This window comes from Pseudomonas sp. WC1 (assembly GCF_050586565.1).
GTDB lineage: Bacteria > Pseudomonadota > Gammaproteobacteria > Pseudomonadales > Pseudomonadaceae > Aquipseudomonas.
Genome location: NZ_JBOBDQ010000011.1, coordinates 58,447 through 78,206, shown reverse-complemented (window position 1 = coordinate 78,206; position 19,760 = coordinate 58,447). Strand labels below are relative to the sequence as shown.

21 protein-coding genes are annotated in these 19,760 nt (G+C 64.5%); 4 read left to right on the top strand and 17 right to left on the bottom strand.

Annotation, left to right across the window (positions count from 1 at the left end):
• Window positions 1–26 precede the first annotated feature (26 nt).
• The 8 genes from ACQ4OD_RS07725 to ACQ4OD_RS07690 form a co-directional block, all read right to left on the bottom strand.
• Window positions 27–356: a hypothetical protein gene (locus tag ACQ4OD_RS07725; protein WP_023632434.1), complete on the bottom strand. Its 330-nt coding sequence runs from the start codon at window positions 354–356 to the stop codon at window positions 27–29.
• Window positions 353–1,276 carry an alpha/beta hydrolase gene (locus tag ACQ4OD_RS07720; RefSeq protein WP_430944117.1) on the bottom strand — a complete coding sequence of 308 codons (924 nt, stop codon included), beginning with the start codon at window positions 1,274–1,276 and terminating at the stop codon, window positions 353–355. The genes ACQ4OD_RS07725 and ACQ4OD_RS07720 overlap by 4 nt, the downstream gene beginning before the upstream one ends.
• Window positions 1,248–2,525 (bottom strand): flavohemoglobin expression-modulating QEGLA motif protein, encoded by a 1,278-nt coding sequence (locus tag ACQ4OD_RS07715; RefSeq protein WP_198755496.1) that lies wholly within the window; start codon window positions 2,523–2,525, stop codon window positions 1,248–1,250. Before ACQ4OD_RS07715 ends, ACQ4OD_RS07720 begins: the two co-directional genes overlap by 29 nt.
• A gap of 145 nt (window positions 2,526–2,670) precedes the next feature.
• On the bottom strand, window positions 2,671–3,219 hold the full coding sequence (locus tag ACQ4OD_RS07710; RefSeq protein ID WP_046854424.1) for a lipoprotein: 549 nt from the start codon (window positions 3,217–3,219) through the stop codon (window positions 2,671–2,673).
• A 29-nt stretch (window positions 3,220–3,248) separates the two neighbouring features.
• The gene (locus tag ACQ4OD_RS07705; protein WP_046854423.1) at window positions 3,249–3,953 is read right to left on the bottom strand and encodes a TetR/AcrR family transcriptional regulator; all 705 of its coding nucleotides are present in this window, start codon (window positions 3,951–3,953) and stop codon (window positions 3,249–3,251) included.
• A gap of 208 nt (window positions 3,954–4,161) precedes the next feature.
• A complete protein-coding gene (gene lysS, locus ACQ4OD_RS07700) occupies window positions 4,162–5,664 on the bottom strand; it encodes a lysine--tRNA ligase (protein WP_023630948.1) in 1,503 nt (500 codons plus the stop codon).
• A 92-nt stretch (window positions 5,665–5,756) separates the two neighbouring features.
• Window positions 5,757–6,852 (bottom strand): peptide chain release factor 2 gene (prfB, locus tag ACQ4OD_RS07695; protein WP_139669227.1). Its coding sequence is split into 2 segments (ribosomal slippage): window positions 5,757–6,779 and window positions 6,781–6,852, totalling 1,095 coding nucleotides; the frame shifts between segments, so codons are not numbered across the junction.
• A 136-nt stretch (window positions 6,853–6,988) separates the two neighbouring features.
• Window positions 6,989–7,771, bottom strand: coding sequence for a class I SAM-dependent methyltransferase (locus ACQ4OD_RS07690; protein WP_038706674.1), 783 nt, complete (start codon window positions 7,769–7,771; stop codon window positions 6,989–6,991).
• Window positions 7,772–7,867: 96 nt separating this feature from the next.
• Here ACQ4OD_RS07690 and ACQ4OD_RS07685 point away from each other — a divergent pair, with 96 nt between their 5' ends.
• Entirely contained in the window at window positions 7,868–8,488 is a 621-nt protein-coding gene (locus ACQ4OD_RS07685; protein WP_046854420.1) for a hypothetical protein, read from the top strand.
• Between the two features lie 3 nt (window positions 8,489–8,491).
• Here the strand turns inward: ACQ4OD_RS07685 and ACQ4OD_RS07680 are convergent, their stop codons facing one another.
• The 7 genes from ACQ4OD_RS07680 to ppc all read right to left on the bottom strand — a co-directional run bounded on the left by ACQ4OD_RS07680 (window position 8,492) and on the right by ppc (window position 15,638).
• Entirely contained in the window at window positions 8,492–9,181 is a 690-nt protein-coding gene (locus tag ACQ4OD_RS07680) for an extensin family protein (RefSeq protein ID WP_102684076.1), read from the bottom strand.
• 6 nt (window positions 9,182–9,187) lie between these two features.
• Window positions 9,188–10,018 carry an isocitrate lyase/PEP mutase family protein gene (locus ACQ4OD_RS07675; protein WP_198755148.1) on the bottom strand — a complete coding sequence of 277 codons (831 nt, stop codon included), beginning with the start codon at window positions 10,016–10,018 and terminating at the stop codon, window positions 9,188–9,190.
• A 23-nt stretch (window positions 10,019–10,041) separates the two neighbouring features.
• Entirely contained in the window at window positions 10,042–10,911 is an 870-nt protein-coding gene (locus ACQ4OD_RS07670; protein WP_139669223.1) for a DUF72 domain-containing protein, read from the bottom strand.
• Window positions 10,912–10,914: 3 nt separating this feature from the next.
• On the bottom strand, window positions 10,915–11,205 hold the full coding sequence (locus tag ACQ4OD_RS07665) for a hypothetical protein (protein ID WP_038707592.1): 291 nt from the start codon (window positions 11,203–11,205) through the stop codon (window positions 10,915–10,917).
• Window positions 11,206–11,337: 132 nt separating this feature from the next.
• Window positions 11,338–12,012 carry a tRNA (adenosine(37)-N6)-threonylcarbamoyltransferase complex dimerization subunit type 1 TsaB gene (tsaB, locus tag ACQ4OD_RS07660; RefSeq protein WP_102684073.1) on the bottom strand — a complete coding sequence of 225 codons (675 nt, stop codon included), beginning with the start codon at window positions 12,010–12,012 and terminating at the stop codon, window positions 11,338–11,340.
• A gap of 89 nt (window positions 12,013–12,101) precedes the next feature.
• On the bottom strand, window positions 12,102–12,752 hold the full coding sequence (adk, locus tag ACQ4OD_RS07655; protein WP_023632584.1) for an adenylate kinase: 651 nt from the start codon (window positions 12,750–12,752) through the stop codon (window positions 12,102–12,104).
• A 258-nt stretch (window positions 12,753–13,010) separates the two neighbouring features.
• Window positions 13,011–15,638, bottom strand: a complete 2,628-nt coding sequence (gene ppc / locus ACQ4OD_RS07650; protein ID WP_430944116.1) for a phosphoenolpyruvate carboxylase — start codon at window positions 15,636–15,638, stop codon at window positions 13,011–13,013.
• A 143-nt stretch (window positions 15,639–15,781) separates the two neighbouring features.
• Between ppc and ACQ4OD_RS07645 the strand changes: the two genes are divergently transcribed.
• From ACQ4OD_RS07645 to ACQ4OD_RS07635, 3 genes are all read left to right on the top strand, one after another.
• Window positions 15,782–16,126, top strand: a complete 345-nt coding sequence (locus ACQ4OD_RS07645; protein WP_198755151.1) for a pilin assembly protein — start codon at window positions 15,782–15,784, stop codon at window positions 16,124–16,126.
• 255 nt (window positions 16,127–16,381) lie between these two features.
• Complete coding sequence (locus ACQ4OD_RS07640) at window positions 16,382–16,795, top strand: DUF4398 domain-containing protein (RefSeq protein WP_023630101.1); 414 nt, start codon at window positions 16,382–16,384, stop codon at window positions 16,793–16,795.
• A 49-nt stretch (window positions 16,796–16,844) separates the two neighbouring features.
• The gene (locus tag ACQ4OD_RS07635; protein ID WP_139669215.1) at window positions 16,845–17,633 is read left to right on the top strand and encodes an OmpA family protein; all 789 of its coding nucleotides are present in this window, start codon (window positions 16,845–16,847) and stop codon (window positions 17,631–17,633) included.
• Window positions 17,634–17,757: 124 nt separating this feature from the next.
• On the opposite strand, the gene rpoS is transcribed toward ACQ4OD_RS07635, so the two are convergent.
• Window positions 17,758–18,765 carry an RNA polymerase sigma factor RpoS gene (gene rpoS, locus ACQ4OD_RS07630; RefSeq protein WP_011535249.1) on the bottom strand — a complete coding sequence of 336 codons (1,008 nt, stop codon included), beginning with the start codon at window positions 18,763–18,765 and terminating at the stop codon, window positions 17,758–17,760.
• A gap of 105 nt (window positions 18,766–18,870) precedes the next feature.
• Window positions 18,871–19,725 (bottom strand): peptidoglycan DD-metalloendopeptidase family protein, encoded by an 855-nt coding sequence (locus ACQ4OD_RS07625; protein WP_430944124.1) that lies wholly within the window; start codon window positions 19,723–19,725, stop codon window positions 18,871–18,873.
• Window positions 19,726–19,760 lie beyond the last annotated feature (35 nt).

The following is a 19,760-nucleotide window of genomic DNA, read 5'->3' as shown; positions in this document are numbered from 1 at the left end:
CAGGGGTGCCGCTACTGTACCTTCTGTTACTGCAGCTCCTGCTGCGGCGTCTCCTGTCCGGCGCAGCGCACCGCGCGCTTGCGGTTGTCCACCAGCACGCCGGTCAGCCCTTTCTGCTGGGTATCGAACAGCACCAGCACGCCGTCGATGCATTGCGCCACCTGCGGCGCCGGGGTCAGCGAAAGCTTGTAGTCCTCGCCGGGAATGGTCTTGAGCATGGTGAAGTCCTGCAGCAACAGGGCGTCCTCAGGCTTGGCGAAATGCAGGTAGCCGTAGTACCAGAGGGCTCCCACCGTCACGATGATGCTGCCGACACCGGTCAGGATCAGCGGGATGGCGTTGCGTTCTTCACTCATTGCTTGTTCTTCTCGTCAGGGTAGTTGGGGACTTCGGCCAGACGGCGCAGGCCGTTGAAGTGCGCGGGGTCGTCCAAAAAGCGCAGCATCACCTGGCGCCAGGTCGGGTCGGCGAAGGTCTGCACATGATCGCCACGGGTCAATTGCAGCACCCGCGGCGGCGGTGCATGCCGGTACAGGCGCAGGCCGTTGTCCAGCGGCACCAGGTTGTCGTCGATGCTGTGGAAGAACAGCTTTGGCGGACTGTCCAGGCGCTCGATCGAGTGGATCGCGCTGTCGCCGTCGGGCACCAGCCACGACAGCGGTACCTGCAACGGCCAGGTCATCCACGAGGTACTCAGGGCGTAACGTCCCACGGCCCGGTAGCTGGCCGGCACACCGTCGAATACCAGGGCGCTGAAACGGCGACGCTGCTCAGGGTACTGTGCGAGGTAGTGAATGGCCATCGCCCCGCCGAGGCTCTGGCCCAGCAGCACCAGCGGCTTGCCTTGCACCTGGGGAGCGGTGCGCAGCCAGTCCAGCGCCGCGCCGATGTCGCCATACACCTCGGGCAGGGTCGGCTTGCCCTGGGACAGGCCGTACCCGCGATAGTCGAGCATCAGCACCTGGTAGCCCTCTTTCGGCAGCCAGTAGCTGCCGCCCAGATGCCAGGCCAGGTTGCCGCCGTTGCCATGCAGGTGCAGCACGGTGCCCTTGACCTCGACACCCTGCGGCACCGGGATCCACCAGCCGTGCAGGCGCGTGCCGTCGGCGGCGGTGAGGTTCACGTCCTGATACTGCAAATGTGCCTGTGCCGGGGTGAACGGCTGGCCGGGCTCGGGATAGAACAGCAGGCTGCTGCACCCCCCCAGCAGCAGCAAGCCGAGGCCGAAGGCGAGGTGACGGCAGGCGTCAGAGAATGTTCGCGTAGTCGGCTTCAATACGGTCCAGGCTCAGGTGGTTGAGGAAGTTGGAGAAGCACATCCAGGCCGACAGCGCGTTGAGGTCGCGGAACTGTTCAGGTAGGTACTTGGGCGGCTCCACCAGCCCTTCCTCGACCAGCTGACGCAGCGTGCGCATGTCTTCCAGGGTGGTCTTGCCGCAGAACAACAACGGGATCTGTTCGAGCTTGCCCTTCTTCACGGCCAACTGAATGTAGTTGTAAACCATGATGAAGCCCTTGAGGTAGGACAAGTCCTTGGTAAACGGCAGGCCGTTGGGCACCGAGCCGCGGAACACCCGGCTGGCGTTGCTGTAGCTCTGGCCCATCTCGAAGCCCTGGCCACGGAAGAACTCGAAGACCTGCAGGAAGTCCGCCCCTTCCTCGACCATGTGGATGGCCCGGGTGCGGTTGGTGAGCTTGCGCAGGCGGCTGGGGTAGGAGGCGAAGGCGATCACTTCCATGAGAATCGCCAGGCCCTCCTGGGTCACCGTCGACGAGGGCGGCCCTTTGGCCAGGAAGGTGCAGATCGGCTGGTTCAGGCCATTGAGGGTGGTGCCGACATGCACCAGCCCTTCGTGGACCTCCAGAGCCCGCACGTCGCGGCTGTTGAACATGGCGTCGGCGCGCACCTTGATGTAGTCGGCGCCGGCCGCGGCGTCGGCGACGATACCGTCGGACTCGAACACGCGGATGGTTTCCTCGGCTTCGCCGAACACCTTGTTCAGGCGACGCTGGAGAATCTCCACCGCTTCCTTGGCGGTGAGGTTCTTCGGCTCGTCCTTCAAGTCGCCGCGGCCGTCGATGTTGTTCAGGTAGTCCGAGAGCATCAGGCCCAGGTCGGCCAGGGTCGGGTCACCGGCGTGGAAGGCATCGGAGGCGGCGCCGTAGAGCTCTTGGGAAATCAGGCCGAAATCCTCGGTGCCTCGCGCCTCAAGCATGCGCACCACCATGCGGTACTCCTTGCACATGCGCCGCATGATCTGCCCGACCGGGTTGAACTGGCCCAGTTGTCGGGTGATGTCGCGCTCGATGCTCTGGAACTCGGCTTTCACCGCATTGGAGTCGAACGACAACGGCCGGCTCTGATAATAGGCGCGATCTACCGCAGGCGGCTCCTTGCCCTTGGCCTTGAGGAAGCCCTGGCGGATGCCGTCGTCCCATTTCACCGCGTCGAGCACGCGAATCGGCGTCTGCGTGGCGACAATGCGATCGGACAGGCTGCGGATAGTTTGCTGGTATTCGTCCACCGGGGACTCCTTGAATCGAAATGCCTTGCAACTAACGTAGCCGGGGCCGCCTTGCGGCCCTTTCGCCGGCAAGCCGGCTCCCACAGAAAACGCTGCTCAACATGTGGGAGCCGGCTTGCCGGCGATGAAGCCAACGCAGTCCACGCTACTTACCGGAACGCTGGAAGCGCGCTACTTCGACGAACAAGTCGGAGTTGGCCGGGTCGTCCAGATAGGCCAGCACACGCTCCGTCGGGCTGTCGATCAGCACGCCGGGGCCATTGTCCTCGGGCACCTGGGTGCCGCGCCCGCTCAGTTCCTTCTCGTCCACTGCCTGCTGGACCTGCTCGACATCGAGGTTGTAGACCACCAGCTGCTTGCCGTCGATCACCTCGAAGCCGCCAATCAGGAAGTTGCCGCCCAGCCGCTTGGGCACGCCAGCCGACAGGTACCAGCGGTTGCCGTGCCGGGCCACGGTGAAGACGTACTCCTCGGGCGCCTTGCCCTGGGCACGGGCCACTGCCTTGTAGGTATTGCCACCGGCGCGGCTGATACTCAGCTTGAGTGGCTGGCCCCAGGCGTCCTTGCTGCTCCACTGCCCGAGTAGGGCCTTAGGCGCTGGCTGGTTGGCCGGCAGCGGTTCGTCGAAGGTCACCAGACAACCGCCCAGCAGGAGGAATGACAAGGTCAACAACACCACACGCCAGGCTTTCATCAGGTTCTCCTTGAAAAATCGTTCGCCACTCAGGCCGAGGCCAGCACCATCTGCAGGTATCGGACAAGGATAGCGAGCATCTGCTCATCGGCCTGCGCATTCGCATCCTTGAGCAGGCCCTGATATTCCATCTGCTCGATAATCGCCGTCAACATCTGGGCATCCTGTTCCGGCTGGCGCGAGCCGACCACCTGCAGTATCTGGCGCGCGCCATGCAGCAGGATCTGCTCGTGGGCCTGCACCAGTTCGGCCAGGCGCGGGCACAGCAGCGCCTCCTGGCGGAAGGCCTGCTCGGCCATGAGGAAGTCGCGGCGGTTGTTCAGTTGGCGCAGCACGTAGTCGGCCAGCATACGCGCCACTTCATCGGCCAGGTGCGCCCGGGCCTCGTGGCTGCCGTCGCCCTGGGCCAGCAACTGGCGCAGCACGCCTTCGGTGTTGGTCCAGAGCTTGGCCATGTAGGCCGCGCTGCGCTCGACGTACTGGGCGAAGGTGTCGGCCAGCAGGTCCTGGATATCCTTGAAATAGTAGGTGGTGGCCGACAACGGCACGCCGGCCTCGGCGGCCACGGCGCGGTGGCGCACGCCGCGCACGCCATCGCGCACGACGATACGCATGGCGGCGTCGAGGATCTGCTGGCGGCGTTGCTCGCTGCCCTGTCGGGCGGTCTTGCGACCTTGGTACTGCACGCTTTCGGCGACGGCGGTGGCGATGCCGGCGGCGCCCTGGTGGGGCATGGCGGGGGTCACTCGGGTTTACCTCACGAACAGTGGGTTGCCTGTACCGGCCTCATCGCGGGGCAAGCCCGCTCCCACGGTTGCACCACAAAGCTTGAAACTTGCGATGTAGCGTGGGAGCGGGCTTGCCCCGCGATGAGGCCGGTACAAACAACATAAAGCTTCAGGCAAGAAAAAGCCGCCTCGAAAGGCGGCTTGTTCAGATCACTCAGGCCTGTGGACGCATGTGCGGGAACAGGATCACGTCGCGGATCGACGGCGAGTTGGTCAGCAGCATCACCAGGCGGTCGATGCCGATGCCTTCACCGGCGGTCGGCGGCATGCCGTACTCCAGGGCACGGACGAAATCGGCGTCGTAGTGCATGGCTTCGTCGTCACCGGCGTCCTTTTCGGCCACCTGGGCCAGGAAGCGCTCGGCCTGGTCTTCGGCATCGTTGAGCTCGGAGTAGGCGTTGGCGATCTCGCGGCCACCGATGAACAGCTCGAAGCGGTCGGTCACGGCCGGATTGTCGTCGTTGCGACGCGCCAGCGGCGAGACTTCGAACGGGTACTCGGTAATGAAGTGCGGCTGCTCCAGCTTGTGCTCGACCAGCTCTTCGAAAATCATCACCTGCAGCTTGCCCAGGCCTTCGTGGCCCAGCACCTTGGCGCCGGCCTTCTTGGCGATCTCACGGGCACGATCGACGTCCTGCAGATCGGCAGCGGTGAGCTCCGGGTTGTACTTGAGGATCGAGTCGAACACCGACAGGCGCACGAATGGCTCGCCGAAATGGAACACCTTGTCGCCGTACGGCACGTCGGTGCTGCCCAGCACCAGCTGCGCCAGTTCGCGGAACAGTTCCTCGGTGAGGTCCATGTTGTCGCGGTAGTCGGCGTAGGCCTGGTAGAACTCGAGCATGGTGAATTCTGGGTTGTGACGAGTCGAAACGCCTTCGTTACGGAAGTTGCGGTTGATCTCGAACACTTTCTCGAAACCACCGACCACCAGGCGCTTGAGGTACAGCTCCGGGGCGATGCGCAGGAACATGGCCATGTCCAGCGCGTTGTGGTGGGTTTCGAACGGCTTGGCCGCGGCGCCGCCGGGGATGGTCTGCAGCATCGGGGTTTCCACTTCGAGGAAGTCGCGCTCGATGAGGAACTTGCGGATGTGCGAGATCACCTGCGAACGCACACGGAAGGTGTGGCGGGTTTCCTCGTTGACCATCAGGTCGACGTAGCGCTGGCGGTAGCGCTGCTCGGTGTCGGTCAGGCCGTGGTGCTTGTCCGGCAGCGGGCGCAGCGACTTGGTCAGCAGACGCACGTTGGTCATCTCGACGTACAGGTCGCCCTTGCCGGAACGGGCCAGGGTGCCTTCGGCGCTGATGATGTCGCCCAGGTCCCAGGTCTTGACCGCGGCCAAGGTCTCTTCCGGCAGGGTCTTGCGGTTGACGTAGACCTGGATGCGGCCGGTCATGTCCTGGATGACCATGAACGAGCCACGGTTGAGCATGATGCGACCAGCAACCTTGACCGGGATGGCGGCTGCTTCCAGCTCTTCCTTGGTCTTGTCCGCGTACTGTTTCTGCAGGTCGTTGCAGTAGCTGTCGCGACGGAAGTCGTTGGGGAAGGCGTTGCCCTTGGCGCGCTCGGCGGCAAGTTTTTCCTTGCGCAGCGCGATCAGGGTGTTTTCTTCCTGTTGCAGGTCTTGCGCTTCGGTCTTGAGGTCGCTCATGTCGTCATTCTTTCCATCAGGTATTCGTTGCCCTCGCGGGTGAGGGATCGCGGGGCAAGCCCGCTCCCACGGGCCCGCCACGGCGGTGATGCTTACAGCCCCTGCTTGAGGCTCGCTTCCAGGTACTGGTCGAGGTCGCCGTCCAGGACCTTCTGGCAGTCGCTGCGCTCGACGCCGGTACGCAGGTCCTTGATGCGCGAGTCGTCGAGCACGTAGGAACGGATCTGGTGACCCCAACCGATGTCCGACTTGCTGTCTTCCAGCGCCTGCGAGGCGGCGTTGCGCTTCTGCATCTCCAGCTCGTACAACTTGGCCCGCAGCATTTTCATGGCGGTGTCCTTGTTGGCGTGCTGGGAACGTTCGTTCTGGCAGGCCACCACGGTGTTGGTCGGCACGTGGGTGATACGCACCGCCGAGTCGGTGGTGTTGACGTGCTGACCACCGGCACCCGAGGAGCGGTAGGTGTCGATGCGCAGGTCGGACGGGTTGATCTCGATCTCGACCTTGTCGTCGATCTCGGGCGAGACGAATACCGCCGAGAACGAGGTGTGGCGACGGGCGCCGGAGTCGAACGGGCTCTTGCGCACCAGGCGGTGCACGCCGATCTCGGTGCGCAGCCAGCCGAAGGCGTACTCGCCCTTGATGTGCACGGTGGCGCCCTTGATGCCGGCGACCTCACCTTCGGACAGTTCGATGATGGTGGCGTCGAAGCCGCGCTTGTCGGCCCAGCGCAGGTACATGCGCAGCAGGATGTTGGCCCAGTCCTGAGCCTCGGTGCCGCCGGAGCCGGCCTGGATATCCAGGTAGGCGTTGTTCATGTCCATCTCGCCGCTGAACATGCGACGGAACTCGAGCTGGGCGAGGGATTCCTCCAGCCCTTGCAGCTCGGTCTCGACATCGCCGACAGCGCTTTCATCGCCCTCCTCGACAGCCATGTCTAGCAGGTCCTTGCAGTCGGCCAGACCGTTGGCCAGCTTATCGAGCGTCTCGACCACCTGCGCCAGCATCGCGCGCTCACGGCCCAGGGCCTGGGCGTACTCGGGCTTGTTCCAGACGGCGGCGTCTTCCAGCTCGCGGTTTACTTCGACCAGACGATCATGTTTGTGATCGTAGTCAAAGATACCCCCGAATGGACTGGGAACGCTCGGTGAGGTCCTTGATGGTGTTCAGGATCGGTTGGATTTCCATGGGCGGGCAGCTCTCGTGCGAATTCGGTGAAAAGCCCGCGAGTATAACCGAGTCTGCGCCACGGCGGCAGACCCGCCGGGCGGTATCGCCGGGCGCAGGGGTCGCCACCCCCACAGATTGAATCAACGAGCGACATTCACCCCTTCAGCGCCTTCTTCGGATAGATATCGTACCGGCTGGATTTGCCCTCAAGGCTGTGAGAAGGCTTGCCCCCCTCTATGATCGGCGCCTTGCGCGGCCGCTTGACCACCACCCGGTGGGTGGCCAGCGCCAGGGCAGCCTCGAGCAGGGCAGGCGCATCGAGGTCATCGCCGACCAGCGGCCGGAACACCCGCATCTCCTTCTTCACCAGCGCGCTCTTGTCGCGATGCGGGAACATCGGATCGAGGTAGATCACCTGCGGCGCCTCCCCCTCCCACGCACGCATGCGCTCGATGGCATTGCCCGTCAGCAGTTGCATGCGCGCGACGATCGGGCCGATTTCGGCATCCCCCCGCGCCCGCGCCAAACCGTCCTCCAGCAGCGCGGCAATCAACGGCTGGCGCTCGATCAGGGTCATCTCGCAGCCCAGGCTGGCCAGCACGAACGCGTCCTTGCCCAGCCCCGCCGTGGCATCGAGCACCCGCGGCCGCACGCCTTGGGCGATGCCGACCGCCTTGGCGATCATCTGCCCGTTGCCACCGCCGTACAACCGTCGATGCGCTGCCTGCCCCTCGACGAAATCCACCCGCACAGGCCCGGGCGCCTGCGGCCCCAGTTGCTGGATCTGCAAGCCCTCGGCGCCCAGTTGCACGGCAAACTCCGCCGCCTCGTCAACCAGCGGCAAGCCCAGTCGCTGCGCCCATGCCTCGGCCTGCGCCTGGAATTGCGCGGCCAACGCCTCGACCCTGATACCCGCCGCCTGTTGTTGCTCTAACATCGATTCGCGCACTCGAAAAAAATTAATGTAACCCCGGCCAGAGCCGATACAGGCAATATCCCGCTATTCTGCCAGAGCACAACGCCCGCGACTGCCATGTCAGACACTCTTCCCATTGGCTTGACCTACTTGTCGCCCGTCGGCAACTACGGTCGACAGAATACCCAGGCACTGGGTGGCGTCAGCCACCTGTGGCAGGATTTCTTTGCCCGCGCCATGGCAGAGCAACAGGAAGGCGAAGTCGACGGTTTCAGCCAGGCGCTGATGCAGTGCGACCAGGAGAGCGGCGAACCGATCGGCGGCGCCCGTGCCCTGGCCCTGATCGATGCCCAGCGCGCCCTGCCGGTTCACGACACCGAGGTGGCACCACCCGAGCCGCTGTTCCTGCCCAAGGCGGAACTCGAGGCCAAACTGCTGCCCCCTGCCCCCGAGCCCTTCGACACCGTCGAGTTGATCGAGCAGCAACGCCAGCTCGACATCGACAACAGCTGGGTGCGTCCAGTGGTCATGAGCCAGGGCCACCCCATCGCCGAGCCCGGCCCTGGCCCAACGCCACGCCCGCTGTTCCTGCCCATCGCCGAGTTCGAGACCGGCCTGCTCGACCCTGCGCCCGAGCCCTTCGACGACAGCACGCTGGCCAAACAGCAGAACGACCTGGAGTTCGATATCCACTGGGCCCGCCCGGTGGTGCTGAACAACGTGCGCCTGCACGCCTGAACCTCAGCGGCAGATCTGCCAGAAGCCCATGTCCGCATGGAAGTGATTGTGGTGGGCGGCGTTGTAGTCCGGCCCCAGCACCGTGCTGAAGCTTGCGCACGCCGCCTCCTGCACCTGGCGCAGGAAGTCCGCCTTGCGCCCATCTCCCTGCCAGTCCCGCGCCAACACGATGCGCTGGCCGTCCTGCAGGCGAAAACCACTGATATCCAGGGCATTGGCGCTGGCATGCTGGCTGAGCCGCCCTTGCTTGCGATGGTAGACGTTGCGGCAGGCAAAGCTGCCCAGGTGATCAACCTGGGTCACTGGCTGGCCAAACACCCGCTGCGCCGCCGGTTGCAACCCATGCACCTCGAACAGCGCATAGGCCACGGCCAACGGACAACTGGCGAGGAAGCTGCTGCTGAGCCGCGCCTGACCGCCTTCGACGCGCCAGACGTTGCGCAACGGGCAGTTGGCCGTCACCGGGCTGTCGCTTTGCTGCCGATAGCGCAATGACGAGGTCTGCAACGCCTGACGGCACAGCTCGGGGTCGGCGCGCAGGCGCGATAGCTTGTAGGGTGTCAGCAGGTTCGGCGGCTGCCGCACATCCAGCACAGCCCACGGGTTCCAGGCATCCGCTGGGCGCCAACCGAGCCACCATGCAACAAGCACGGCCAGCAGCAGACTGGCCAGTACGGTCAACGTCTTGCCCATGCGGCCTCAGCGACGGAAGAGGTCATTGAGCTGAGCGAATGGCAACGCCTGCTCGCCATAACTGAAAGTACCCTGCTCATGGATCTCCAGCGCGGCCCGCTGCAAAGCGCCCAGGGCGGCACGCGCCAGCGATGAGCCGACACTGATGCGCTTGACGCCCAGGTCTTGCAACTGATTCACGCTCAAGGGCACGCCCGCCATGCCCATCAGCACGTTCACCGGCCTTGGCGCCACGGCCTGCACCACCGCACGGATCTCATCGACGCTGCGCAGCCCCGGGGCATACAGCACATCGGCGCCGGCCTCGGCATAGGCTTGCAGCCTGCGAATGGTGTCATCCAGGTCGAGACGCCCGTGCAGCAGGTTCTCGGCGCGCGCGCAAAGGGTGAAGGGGAACGGCAGGCTGCGGGCAGCCTGCACGGCGGCGCGTACACGCACCACGGACAGGTCGAAGTCGTAGATCGGCGCTTCGGCGCGGCCGCTGGCATCTTCGATCGAACCACCCACCAGCCCCGCCTCGGCGGCGCGCAGAATGGTCTGTGCGCAGTCCTCGGGCAAATCGCCGAAGCCGTTTTCCAGGTCCGCCGCCACCGGCAATGGGGTGGCATCGACGATCGCCTGGGCGTTGCCCAGGGTTTCCTCGAGCGTCAGCGCGCCCTCGGCATCCGGCCGCCCCAGGCTGAACGCCAGCCCCGCGCTGGTCGTGGCCAGCGCTTCATATCCCAGGCTGGCCAACAGCCGGGCGGAGCCGGCATCCCACGGGTTGGGGATGACGAACGCGCCATCTTGCTCATGCAGCGCCTTGAAGGCTTCGGCTCGCAGGGTTTGCACATCCATGGTTCAACCTCCCGGCAATCAGATCAAAGTAACCCCAGTTGTTCGACCTCAGGGGCGCGGGGCAATTCAGGCAGCGCTGCAATGCCCGGCAGGCGAGCCATCAGCCGCTGGTGAAAACGCTGGGCCAGCGCCGCCGCCAGGCGATTGTCGGAAGTATGCAGGAACACGTAGGGGCTGCGGCCCTCTTCGATCCATGCAGCGACCTTGTCGATCCAAGGAGAGAGGAAGGTCTCGTTGGCCTCGAGCTGCGGGTGACCGATGAAACGCACCTGCGGAGACTGGCTGAAGGCCGCTGGGCGCGGCGGCACCTTGGGCTTCTTGGCCTGGGCATGGAGCACCGCGGGCTCGCGCGAGGTGCAACTGAACAACGCACGCGGATCCAGGCAGATACGCTCGACTCCACGTTCATGCAGCAGGCGATTGAGCTGACGCTCCTCCTCGCCCCGGGCGAAGAAGGCATCGTTGCGCACCTCCACCGCCAGGGGCACGCCGATCTCATCAAGAAAATGCGCCAGCTCGCCCAGGCGCGACGGGCCGAACATTGCCGGCAACTGCAGCCAGTACGGCGCAACGCGCTCGCCCAGGGGCGCCATCAGCCGGGTGAAATCGACGGCCGCATCGAGTTGTTCGCGCAGGTCGCCGGCATGGCTTACATCGCCCGGAAACTTGGCCGTGAAGCGAAACCCCGACGGCATGATCTGCGCCCAACGCTCGACGGTCGCCGGCGCGGGACGGGCATAGAAGGTGGTATTGCCTTCAACGGCGTTGAATACCTGGCTGTAGAGCCCGAGGAACTCGCCGCTACGGGCGTCGGCGGGATAGAGGTACTCGCGCCAGGCGTTTTCAGCCCAGGACGGGCAACCGAGGAAATAAGGGAGGGGTGATGGCGTCATCCATCAAATGTACAGGTCCAGCCCCAGCACTTCCATCTCCCAGTCGGTGAAGCCGGCGGTGGTCAGGTAGCTGGCCAGGGCGGTGGAGGTTCGGCGGTTGCGGGCGCGGGGGAAGATCAGGTCCTGCTGCCGGGCGGGCAGGTTCTCGCCGCGACGGCTGGCGCGGCTGATCTGCGCGTCGATGTCCTCGATGATCTCGGCATCGGCTTCGTCGATGGCTTCGTCACGCGCTGGCGCCTTGCGTGGCGCACGCTTGATGGGGTAGCTCTGTGAGGAGAAGCCGTCGATACGCATGACAAAGGCACTCAGGATCAATGATGGCAATTTAGCAGCATCAGGAATCCTTCGCTAATGCCCGAACTGATAACTGGACCACAGTTCGCGCAAAAGGTTTTATCGTGAACGGCGATAGCCGACGAAATGCCTTCAACGCGCCTTAGGCGTAGCCACATTATCGCGCAGGTAGACCGGTTGCGCCTGTTCGGCGACCACCGCCTCGCCCCGTGCCCAGGCGAAGCCGGCCAGGGTGAGGATATCCAGGGCGCTAGGCAACGCGGCCGCATCGCTGGCAGAAACCTGCACGGCCAGGCGCTCGGCGTAGCCCCAGCCGGTACCGGCACCGAACCATGCCTCGCCCGGGCCTTGCGGCAGGGCCACGCGCTCTGGCGGCAGTACCGCCTCCTGGCCGATCAGGCGCATCTCGCCCTGTTCGGCGCGGTAACAACCCCAGTACACCTCGTCCATGCGCGCGTCGATGGCCGCGGCCACCTGCTGCACGCCACGCTCACGCAAGGCGCCCTGCGCCAGGGCCGCCAGGTTGGACGTTGGCAGTACCGGGCGTTCGAGGGCGAAAGCCAGGCCCTGTACCACGCCGATGGCGATACGCACGCCAGTGAAAGCGCCCGGGCCACGGCCAAAGGCGATGGCATCCAGCGCGCTCAGCGCCACGCCCGATTCGGCCAGCAACTGCTTGATCATCGGCAGCAGTTTCTGCGCGTGCATGCGCGGGATGACCTCGTAATGGCTGGTCACCTTGCCGTCATGCAACAGGGCGACGGAACAGGCTTCGGTAGCGGTATCCAGGGCCAGCAGGGTGGTCATCGAGCGAGGTATCCAGGCGACAGGGGAAAAGAGCGGCAGTATAAACGACAACGGCCCGCAAGCGGGCCGTCGTGACGCACGGTGACGGATCAGCTCAGGGCTGCCAGTACCTTGGCGGTGATCGATTCGACCGAACCGACGCCTTCGATGTGGCTGTACTTCGGCTTGCCGGCGTTGGCGGCCGACAGCTTCTGGTAGAAGTCCACCAGCGGCTTGGTCTGGCTGTGGTAGACCGACAGGCGGTGACGCACGGTTTCTTCCTTGTCATCATCGCGCTGGATCAGGTCTTCGCCGGTGACGTCGTCCTTGCCTTCCACTTTCGGTGGGTTGTACTGGATGTGGTAGGTGCGGCCGGATGCCAGGTGCACGCGACGGCCAGCCATGCGGCCGACGATTTCTTCGTCGTCCACGGCGATTTCGACCACTGCGTCGATGTCGACGCCAGCAGCGACCATGGCTTCAGCCTGCGGGATGGTGCGCGGGAAGCCGTCGAACAGGCAGCCGTTGGCGCAGTCAGCCTGCGCGATGCGCTCCTTGACCAGGCTGATGATCAGCTCGTCGGAGACCAGCTGGCCGGCATCCATGACCTTTTTCAGCTCCAGGCCCAGTGGGGTACCGGCCTTGACGGCGGCACGCAGCATGTCACCGGTGGAGATCTGGGGAATACCGAACTTCTCGGTGATGAACTTTGCCTGAGTACCTTTACCGGCCCCGGGAGCTCCCAGCAGAATTACGCGCATCTTGTGCTCCTCATATTTTTTATGCAAATCAACGGATTCGGCGCACAAGGCCAACTCCGGAAAAATCGGTCGAGACCGCAAAATCGGTCAAAAGGCTGCTCAAGATACACAGCGCCCGCCCCCCCGACAAGCGTCCCAAAGTGGCAGGAATGCGCCACTTGCAGCTTGCCGGGGGACAGGTTGCGCCGGGCGCAACCGGCCATGGAAGGAGCGGCCACGGCCAGCCCTGCCACTCACCGCGCCTACCCTCGGCCTAACTCAGCCGGTGTTGCGCAAGCCGGCCGCGATCCCGGCCACCGTCACCAGCAAGGCCTGTTCCAACGGGCTGTCCAGAGCGGCTTCACGGCTGCGCGAGCGTGCCAGCAACTCGGCTTGCAGGCGGTGCAACGGGTCCAGGTAGGTGTTGCGCAGGCGGATGAATTCCAGGGTTTCCGGGCTGTGCGCCAGTAGCACCGACTGCCCGGTCAGCCCCAGTACCACTTGGCACGACTGCGACAATAGGTCGCGCAGGTGCGCGCCCAACGGCAGCAGTTCGGGTTGCACCAGACGTTCGTCGTAGGCCTCGGCGATCTGCGCATCGGCCTTGGCCAGGACCATCTCCAGCATGTCGATGCGGGTACGGAAGAACGGCCATTGTTCGCGCATCTGCGCCAGCAGCGTCCCCTGCCCGCGTGCCAGGGCATTGTTCAGCGCGGTCTCCCAGCCGAGCCAGGCCGGCAGCATCAGCCGTGTCTGGGTCCAGCCGAAGATCCAAGGGATCGCCCTCAGGCTTTCGATGCCGCCGGCGCGGCGCTTGGCCGGGCGGCTGCCCAGCGGCAGCCGGCCAAGCTCCTGCTCGGGGGTGGACTGGCGGAAGTACTCGACGAAGTCCGGATTCTCGCGCACCACGGCGCGGTAGGCCTTGACGCCGTCGGCGGCCAGCTGGTCCATCAGTGCGCGCCAGGCCGGCTCAGGCGGCGGCGGTGGCAACAGGGTCGCCTCCAGCACCGCGGCCAGGTAGAGATTGAGGTTCTGTTCGGCGATGCCCGGCAGACCGAACTTGAAACGGATCATCTCGCCCTGTTCGGTGGTGCGAAAACGCCCGCCCACCGAGCCCGGCGGCTGCGACAGGATCGCCGCGTGAGCAGGGCCACCGCCACGTCCCACCGTGCCACCGCGGCCATGGAACAGCAGCAGCTCGACCTGGTGTTCACGGCAGATGCGCACCAGGTTTTCCTGAGCACGGTACTGGGCCCAGGCCGCCGCCGTGGTGCCGGCATCCTTGGCCGAGTCGGAATAGCCGATCATCACCTCTTGCGGGCCCTGCAGCCCGGCGCGATAGCCCGGCAGCCCGAGCAGGCGCTCCATGACCGGGCCTGCGTTATCCAGGTCGGCCAGGGTCTCGAACAGGGGTACCACGCGCATCGACCGGGTCAACCCGGCCTCTTTGAGCAACAGCTGCACCGCCAGCACGTCGGACGCCGCGCCGGCCATGGATATCACGTACGAACCCAGCGACGCCGCCGGGGCCGCGGCGATTTCGCGGCAGGTGGCGAGTACTTCGGCGGTATCGGCCTGGGGCTGGAAGTGCGCCGGCAGCAACGGGCGGCGATTCTTCAGCTCGGTCTGGAGGAAGGTGATGCGTCGCTCTTCGTCCCACTCGGCATAGCGGCCGAGCCCGAGGTAGTCGGTGATTTCCGACAGCGCATCGCGATGGCGGGCAGCGTCCTGACGCACATCCAGGCGCACCAGGAACAGACCAAACGTCACCGCCCGGCGCAGGCAGTCGAGCAACGGGCCGTCGGCAATCACGCCCATGCCGCACTCATGCAGCGACTGGTAGCACAGCTCCAACGGCGCGATAAGGTCGCGATTGTCCACCAGCACCGCCGCGCTGGCCGGCTGCGTCGCGGCCAACGAGGCGTGGGCCCAGGCGCGGGTGGCACGCAGGCGGTCGCGCAACTGCTTGAGCAGCGCCCGGTAAGGTTCGGCGCTGTCCCCGACCTTTTCCTTGAGTGCGGCGCTGGCCTGCTGCATGGACAGCTCGGCGGCCAGGTAGTCGATATCACGCAGGAACAGGTCGGCGGCCATCCAGCGCGCCAGCAGCAGCACTTCGCGGGTTACCGCCGCCGTGACATTGGGGTTGCCGTCACGATCACCGCCCATCCAGGAAGCAAAGCGAACCGGCGCCGCCTCCAGTGGCAGGTGCATCCCGGTCGCCTCGAACAGTGCCGTGTCGACCTTGCGCAGGTGGTTGGGCACCGCCTGCCACAATGAATGCTCGATCACCGCGAAGCCCCACTTGGCCTCGTCCACCGGCGTCGGCCGGGTCCTGCGGATTTCCTCGGTGTGCCAGGACTCGGCGATCAACCGGCGCAGGCGCTCGCGCACCTGCTGGCGCTCGGCGGGGATGAGGTCGCGGTGGTCCTGCGCGGCCAGCTGCGCGGCAATGGCGTCGTACTTCTGGATCAAGGTACGCCGGGCCACCTCGGTGGGGTGCGCGGTAAGCACCAGCTCGATGTGCAACTTGCCCAGTTGCCGGGCCAGCTCATCGTTGCCATGGCCAGCCGCCTTCAGGCGCGCCAGCAATTCGGGGAGCACGCGGGCCTCGAACGGTTCGGGCTGGCCGGCGTCACGGCGGCGGATCAGCTGGTACTGCTCGGCGATGTTGGCCAGGTTGAGGAACTGGTTGAACGCCCGCGCCACCGGCAGCAGGTCCTCCTCGGCCAGATCGCCCAGGGTCGAGCTCAGTTGCTCGCCCGCCTCGCGCCGGTCGGCCTTGGCGCTGTGGCGGATGTCCTCGATCTTCTGCAGGAACGCCTCGCCATGCTGCTGGCGGATGGTCTCGCCAAGCAGTTCTCCCAAAAGGTGCACATCCTCGCGCAAGCGCAGATCGATATCACTCATCAGCCTTCTCCACTCCAGGAAACCGCATGCGCCCAAGAGTGCCCACTCGCGCCCGCCCCTGGCAAGCCGCGAGCCGCCAAAGCAACTAAAGTAAACACAGGTCATCCGAAGCAATGCCACTCCAGGCTTTGACAGAGGTCATCATGAAAATTCGCCAACTCGCCCAGCACTGGGAACAGAACGCCGCCGGCCGCCTGAGCCCCACCGGCCATGTCCTGCACCTGGACATGGAAGCAGAAGCGCGCCTGGCCGCGCTGATCGACATGTACCCCAAGCGCAGCCCCGAGGAACTCCTGGGCGAGCTGGTGGCGGCGGCACTGGAAGAGCTCGAGGCCAGCTTCCCCTACGTCAAGGGCCAGCAGGTGATCGCCACCGACGAGGAAGGCGACCCGTTGTACGAGGACATCGGCCCTACGCCGCGCTTCCTGGCCCTTTCCAGGCGCCATCTGCAGGCCCTTGGCCGGGTACGGAAAGCCCCCTCGCACTGAGCCCTTGCGGGTGCCGGGCACCGCCCGGCATACCGTCATTTGCAGCGGAAGTTCCAGGCGAAATCCGCTGACTGATTAGTCAGAAAAAAATACCTTTAGCGTGCAAATTTTTCTGAACTATTCAAAAACCGCTTCGGTCACAGCCAATAGCCATCACGGCAAAACCCTGTAAACACGGGCCTTTGCGCCCGACGCTGGCAACAGGGGAACAGCGATTGTCACTGCGTGGCATCGTCGTTTAACAGGAGTGACCCAATGGAGTTGACCACCATGAAGACCCGCATCGCACAACCTTCCTCCACTCATCTGCGCGGGCTCAAGCTGGCCGCGCTGGCCCTGGGCAGCAGCCTGGTGCTGGCCGGCTGCGCGGGCAAGCCGCCTACCGAGCAGTACGCCGTGACCCAATCGGCGGTCAACTCGGCGGTCAGCGCCGGTGGCACCGAGTTCGCAGCAGTGGAAATGAAGGCTGCCCAGGACAAGTTCAAGAAGGCCGAAATCGCCATGCACGACAAGAAGTATGACGAGGCCAAGCTGCTGGCCGAGCAGGCCGAATGGGACGCCCGCCTTGCCGAGCGCAAAGCCCAGGCTGCCAAGGCCCAGAAGGCCGTGCAGGATGCCCGCCAGGGCGTCCAGGACGTACGTGAGGAAGGCCTGCGCAGCGCTGAGTAAGCCTGCCCTGCCTCTATAGCCTTCGTTTAAAGATCAAAGGATGAACACTATGCGCAACTACGTCATGATTCCCGCCCTGCTGGCCCTGAGCGTCGGCCTTGCCGCCTGCTCCCACGACCCGAACGCCAACCTCGAGTCGGCCCGCACCAATTTCTCCGCCCTGCAGAGCGATCCGCAGTCGAGCAAGGTGGCCGCGCTCGAGACCAAGGACGCCCAGGACTGGCTGAACAAGGCCGACAAGGCCTACATGGATCGCGAGGATGAGAAGAAGGTCGACCAGCTCGCCTACCTCACCAATCAACGCGTCGAAGTGGCCAAGCAGACCATCGCGCTGCGCACCGCGGAAGGTGAACTGAAAAACGCCGCGGCACAACGCGCCCAGGCCAAACTTGACGCCCGCGATGCGCAGATCAAGAAACTGCAGGACAGCCTCAACGCCAAGCAGACCGACCGTGGCACCCTGGTGACCTTCGGCGATGTGCTGTTCGACTTCAACAAGGCCGAGCTCAAGAGCAGCGCCTACCCGAACGTCACCAAACTGGCGCAGTTCCTCCAGGAAAACCCTGAGCGCAAGGTGATCGTCGAGGGCTACACCGACAGCGTCGGTTCGGCCAACTACAACCAGACCCTGTCCGAACGTCGCGCCGCCGCGGTGCGCATGGCACTGGTGCGTGCCGGCGTGGACCCTGCGCGCATCGTCGCCCAGGGTTATGGCAAGGAGTATCCGGTAGCGGACAACGGCAGCAACTCGGGCCGTGCGCAGAACCGTCGGGTGGAAGTGACCATCTCCAACGACAACCAACCGGTGGCGCCACGTTCGGTCAGCCAGATCCAGTAACGCTTGCCATCTGAACGGAAAGCCCCGCCTTGATGGCGGGGCTTTTTCATTCCTGTCGATCATGCAAGCCACTCAAGCAAACGCCCCGAACATGTCGGGGCGTTTGCCTGGCGCACGTCAGTGACTACTGGAACAGCGACTCGCTGGACAAGCCATTCTTCTCGAGAATCTCGCGCAGGCGCTTCAGGCCTTCGACCTGGATCTGCCGCACCCGCTCACGGGTCAGGCCGATCTCCAGCCCGACATCCTCCAGGGTACTGCTTTCATGCCCACGCAGGCCGAAACGCCGAACCACCACCTCACGCTGCTTGTCGGTCAACTCGCCCAGCCACTGGTCGATGCTCTGCGACAGGTCATCATCCTGCAGCAGTTCGCATGGGTCGGTGGGACGGTCATCGGTGAGGGTGTCGAGCAGCGTCTTGTCAGAGTCGGGCCCCAGCGAAACATCCACCGAGGACACCCGCTCGTTCAGGCCGAGCATGCGCTTGACCTCGGCCACTGGCTTCTCCAGAAGGCTGGCGATCTCCTCAGGCGACGGCTCGTGGTCGAGCTTTTGCGTAAGCTCGCGGGCGGCGCGCAGGTAGACGTTGAGTTCCTTGACCACGTGAATGGGCAGGCGGATGGTGCGGGTCTGGTTCATGATCGCCCGCTCGATGGTCTGGCGGATCCACCAGGTCGCGTAGGTCGAGAAGCGGAAACCGCGTTCGGGGTCGAACTTCTCCACCGCACGGATCAGGCCCAGGTTGCCTTCCTCGATCAGGTCGAGCAGCGACAGGCCACGATTGACGTAACGGCGGGCAATCTTGACCACCAGGCGCAGGTTGCTCTCGATCATGCGCTTGCGCCCGGCAGGGTCGCCTTTTTGCGACAGGCGCGCGAAATGCACTTCTTCCTCTGGCGAAAGCAGAGGCGAGAAGCCGATTTCGTTGAGATACAGTTGGGTCGCGTCAAGTGCCCGACTGTAGTCGATGTACTTGTGCTGCTTGAGCGACGCGCCCTGTTTCGACTTGGTCCGAACCGAAGGTACAGCAGGTTCGTCTGACACCACATCCGTTTCCAAAACGATGCCCGTCTCCATCAGAAGCAGGTCATCGTCGATGTCAAACTCCGGCACTTCTTTACTGAGAGCCATTGTTATAGTCCTTTGCTGAGTTCGAACTCAGACTCGAGCGTCACCCTTCCATGGCAGCGCTGGAGCCTGTCCCCTCTACATCCAAGGAACAGGCCGGGACAATGATCAACGGCGTGGCAGGAACTGGAGAGGATCGACGGGTTTGCCCTGGCGGCGAATCTCGAAATGCAGCTTCACCCGATCAGTGCCCGTGGACCCCATTTCTGCGATCGTCTGCCCTGCCTTGACCTGCTGCCCCTCCCGAACCAAAAGCCTGCGGTTGTGACCGTAGGCACTGACGTAGGTATCGCTGTGTTTGATGATGATGAGCTCGCCATAGCCCCTCAAGCCACTGCCGGCGTAGACCACCGCTCCATCAGACGCAGCAAAAACAGGCTGTCCCAAATCACCGGCGATATCAATGCCTTTATTCAAACTACCGTTTGAAGCGAATTTTCCAATCAGCACGCCATTCGCCGGCCACGTCCAACCGCCAACCGCGCGCTCTGCGGCGGGCACCTGGGCAACCGTTTGCGAGGTGGTGGAAGGGGCAGTTGTGGCACTTTTGCCATTGCTGCTTGCCGGCGCCGTAGTGGCAACCGGCCGACGGATCACGGTGGTCCGGCTCGATGAAGAAGCGCTGCCGACGACCGTCGTGCTGCCCCCCGCGCCGCTGCTGAAACGGATCGGCTGGCCCGGGCGGATGGTGTAGGGGGCGGGAATATTGTTGCGTGCCGCCAGCTCCTTGTAGTCCCAACCGTAGCGGAAGGCAATGGAGAACAGCGTGTCGCCGGGTTTGACGATGTACTGCCCCGAGGTGACGGTCGGGCGCTTGGGCGCGGCGTTGTTGCGGTCGACCACGCGGGCGCCGTTCGAGCTGGTGCTGGAACAGCCAGCCAGCAGGGTCCCCATGGCCAGCGCGATCACCAGAAGCTTCAAAACCGACCGATCCTTGCGCTGCCGCATGCCTGTGTGACCCACCCGCGCTCCCCTCATGCTGTCAAAAAATGACGATA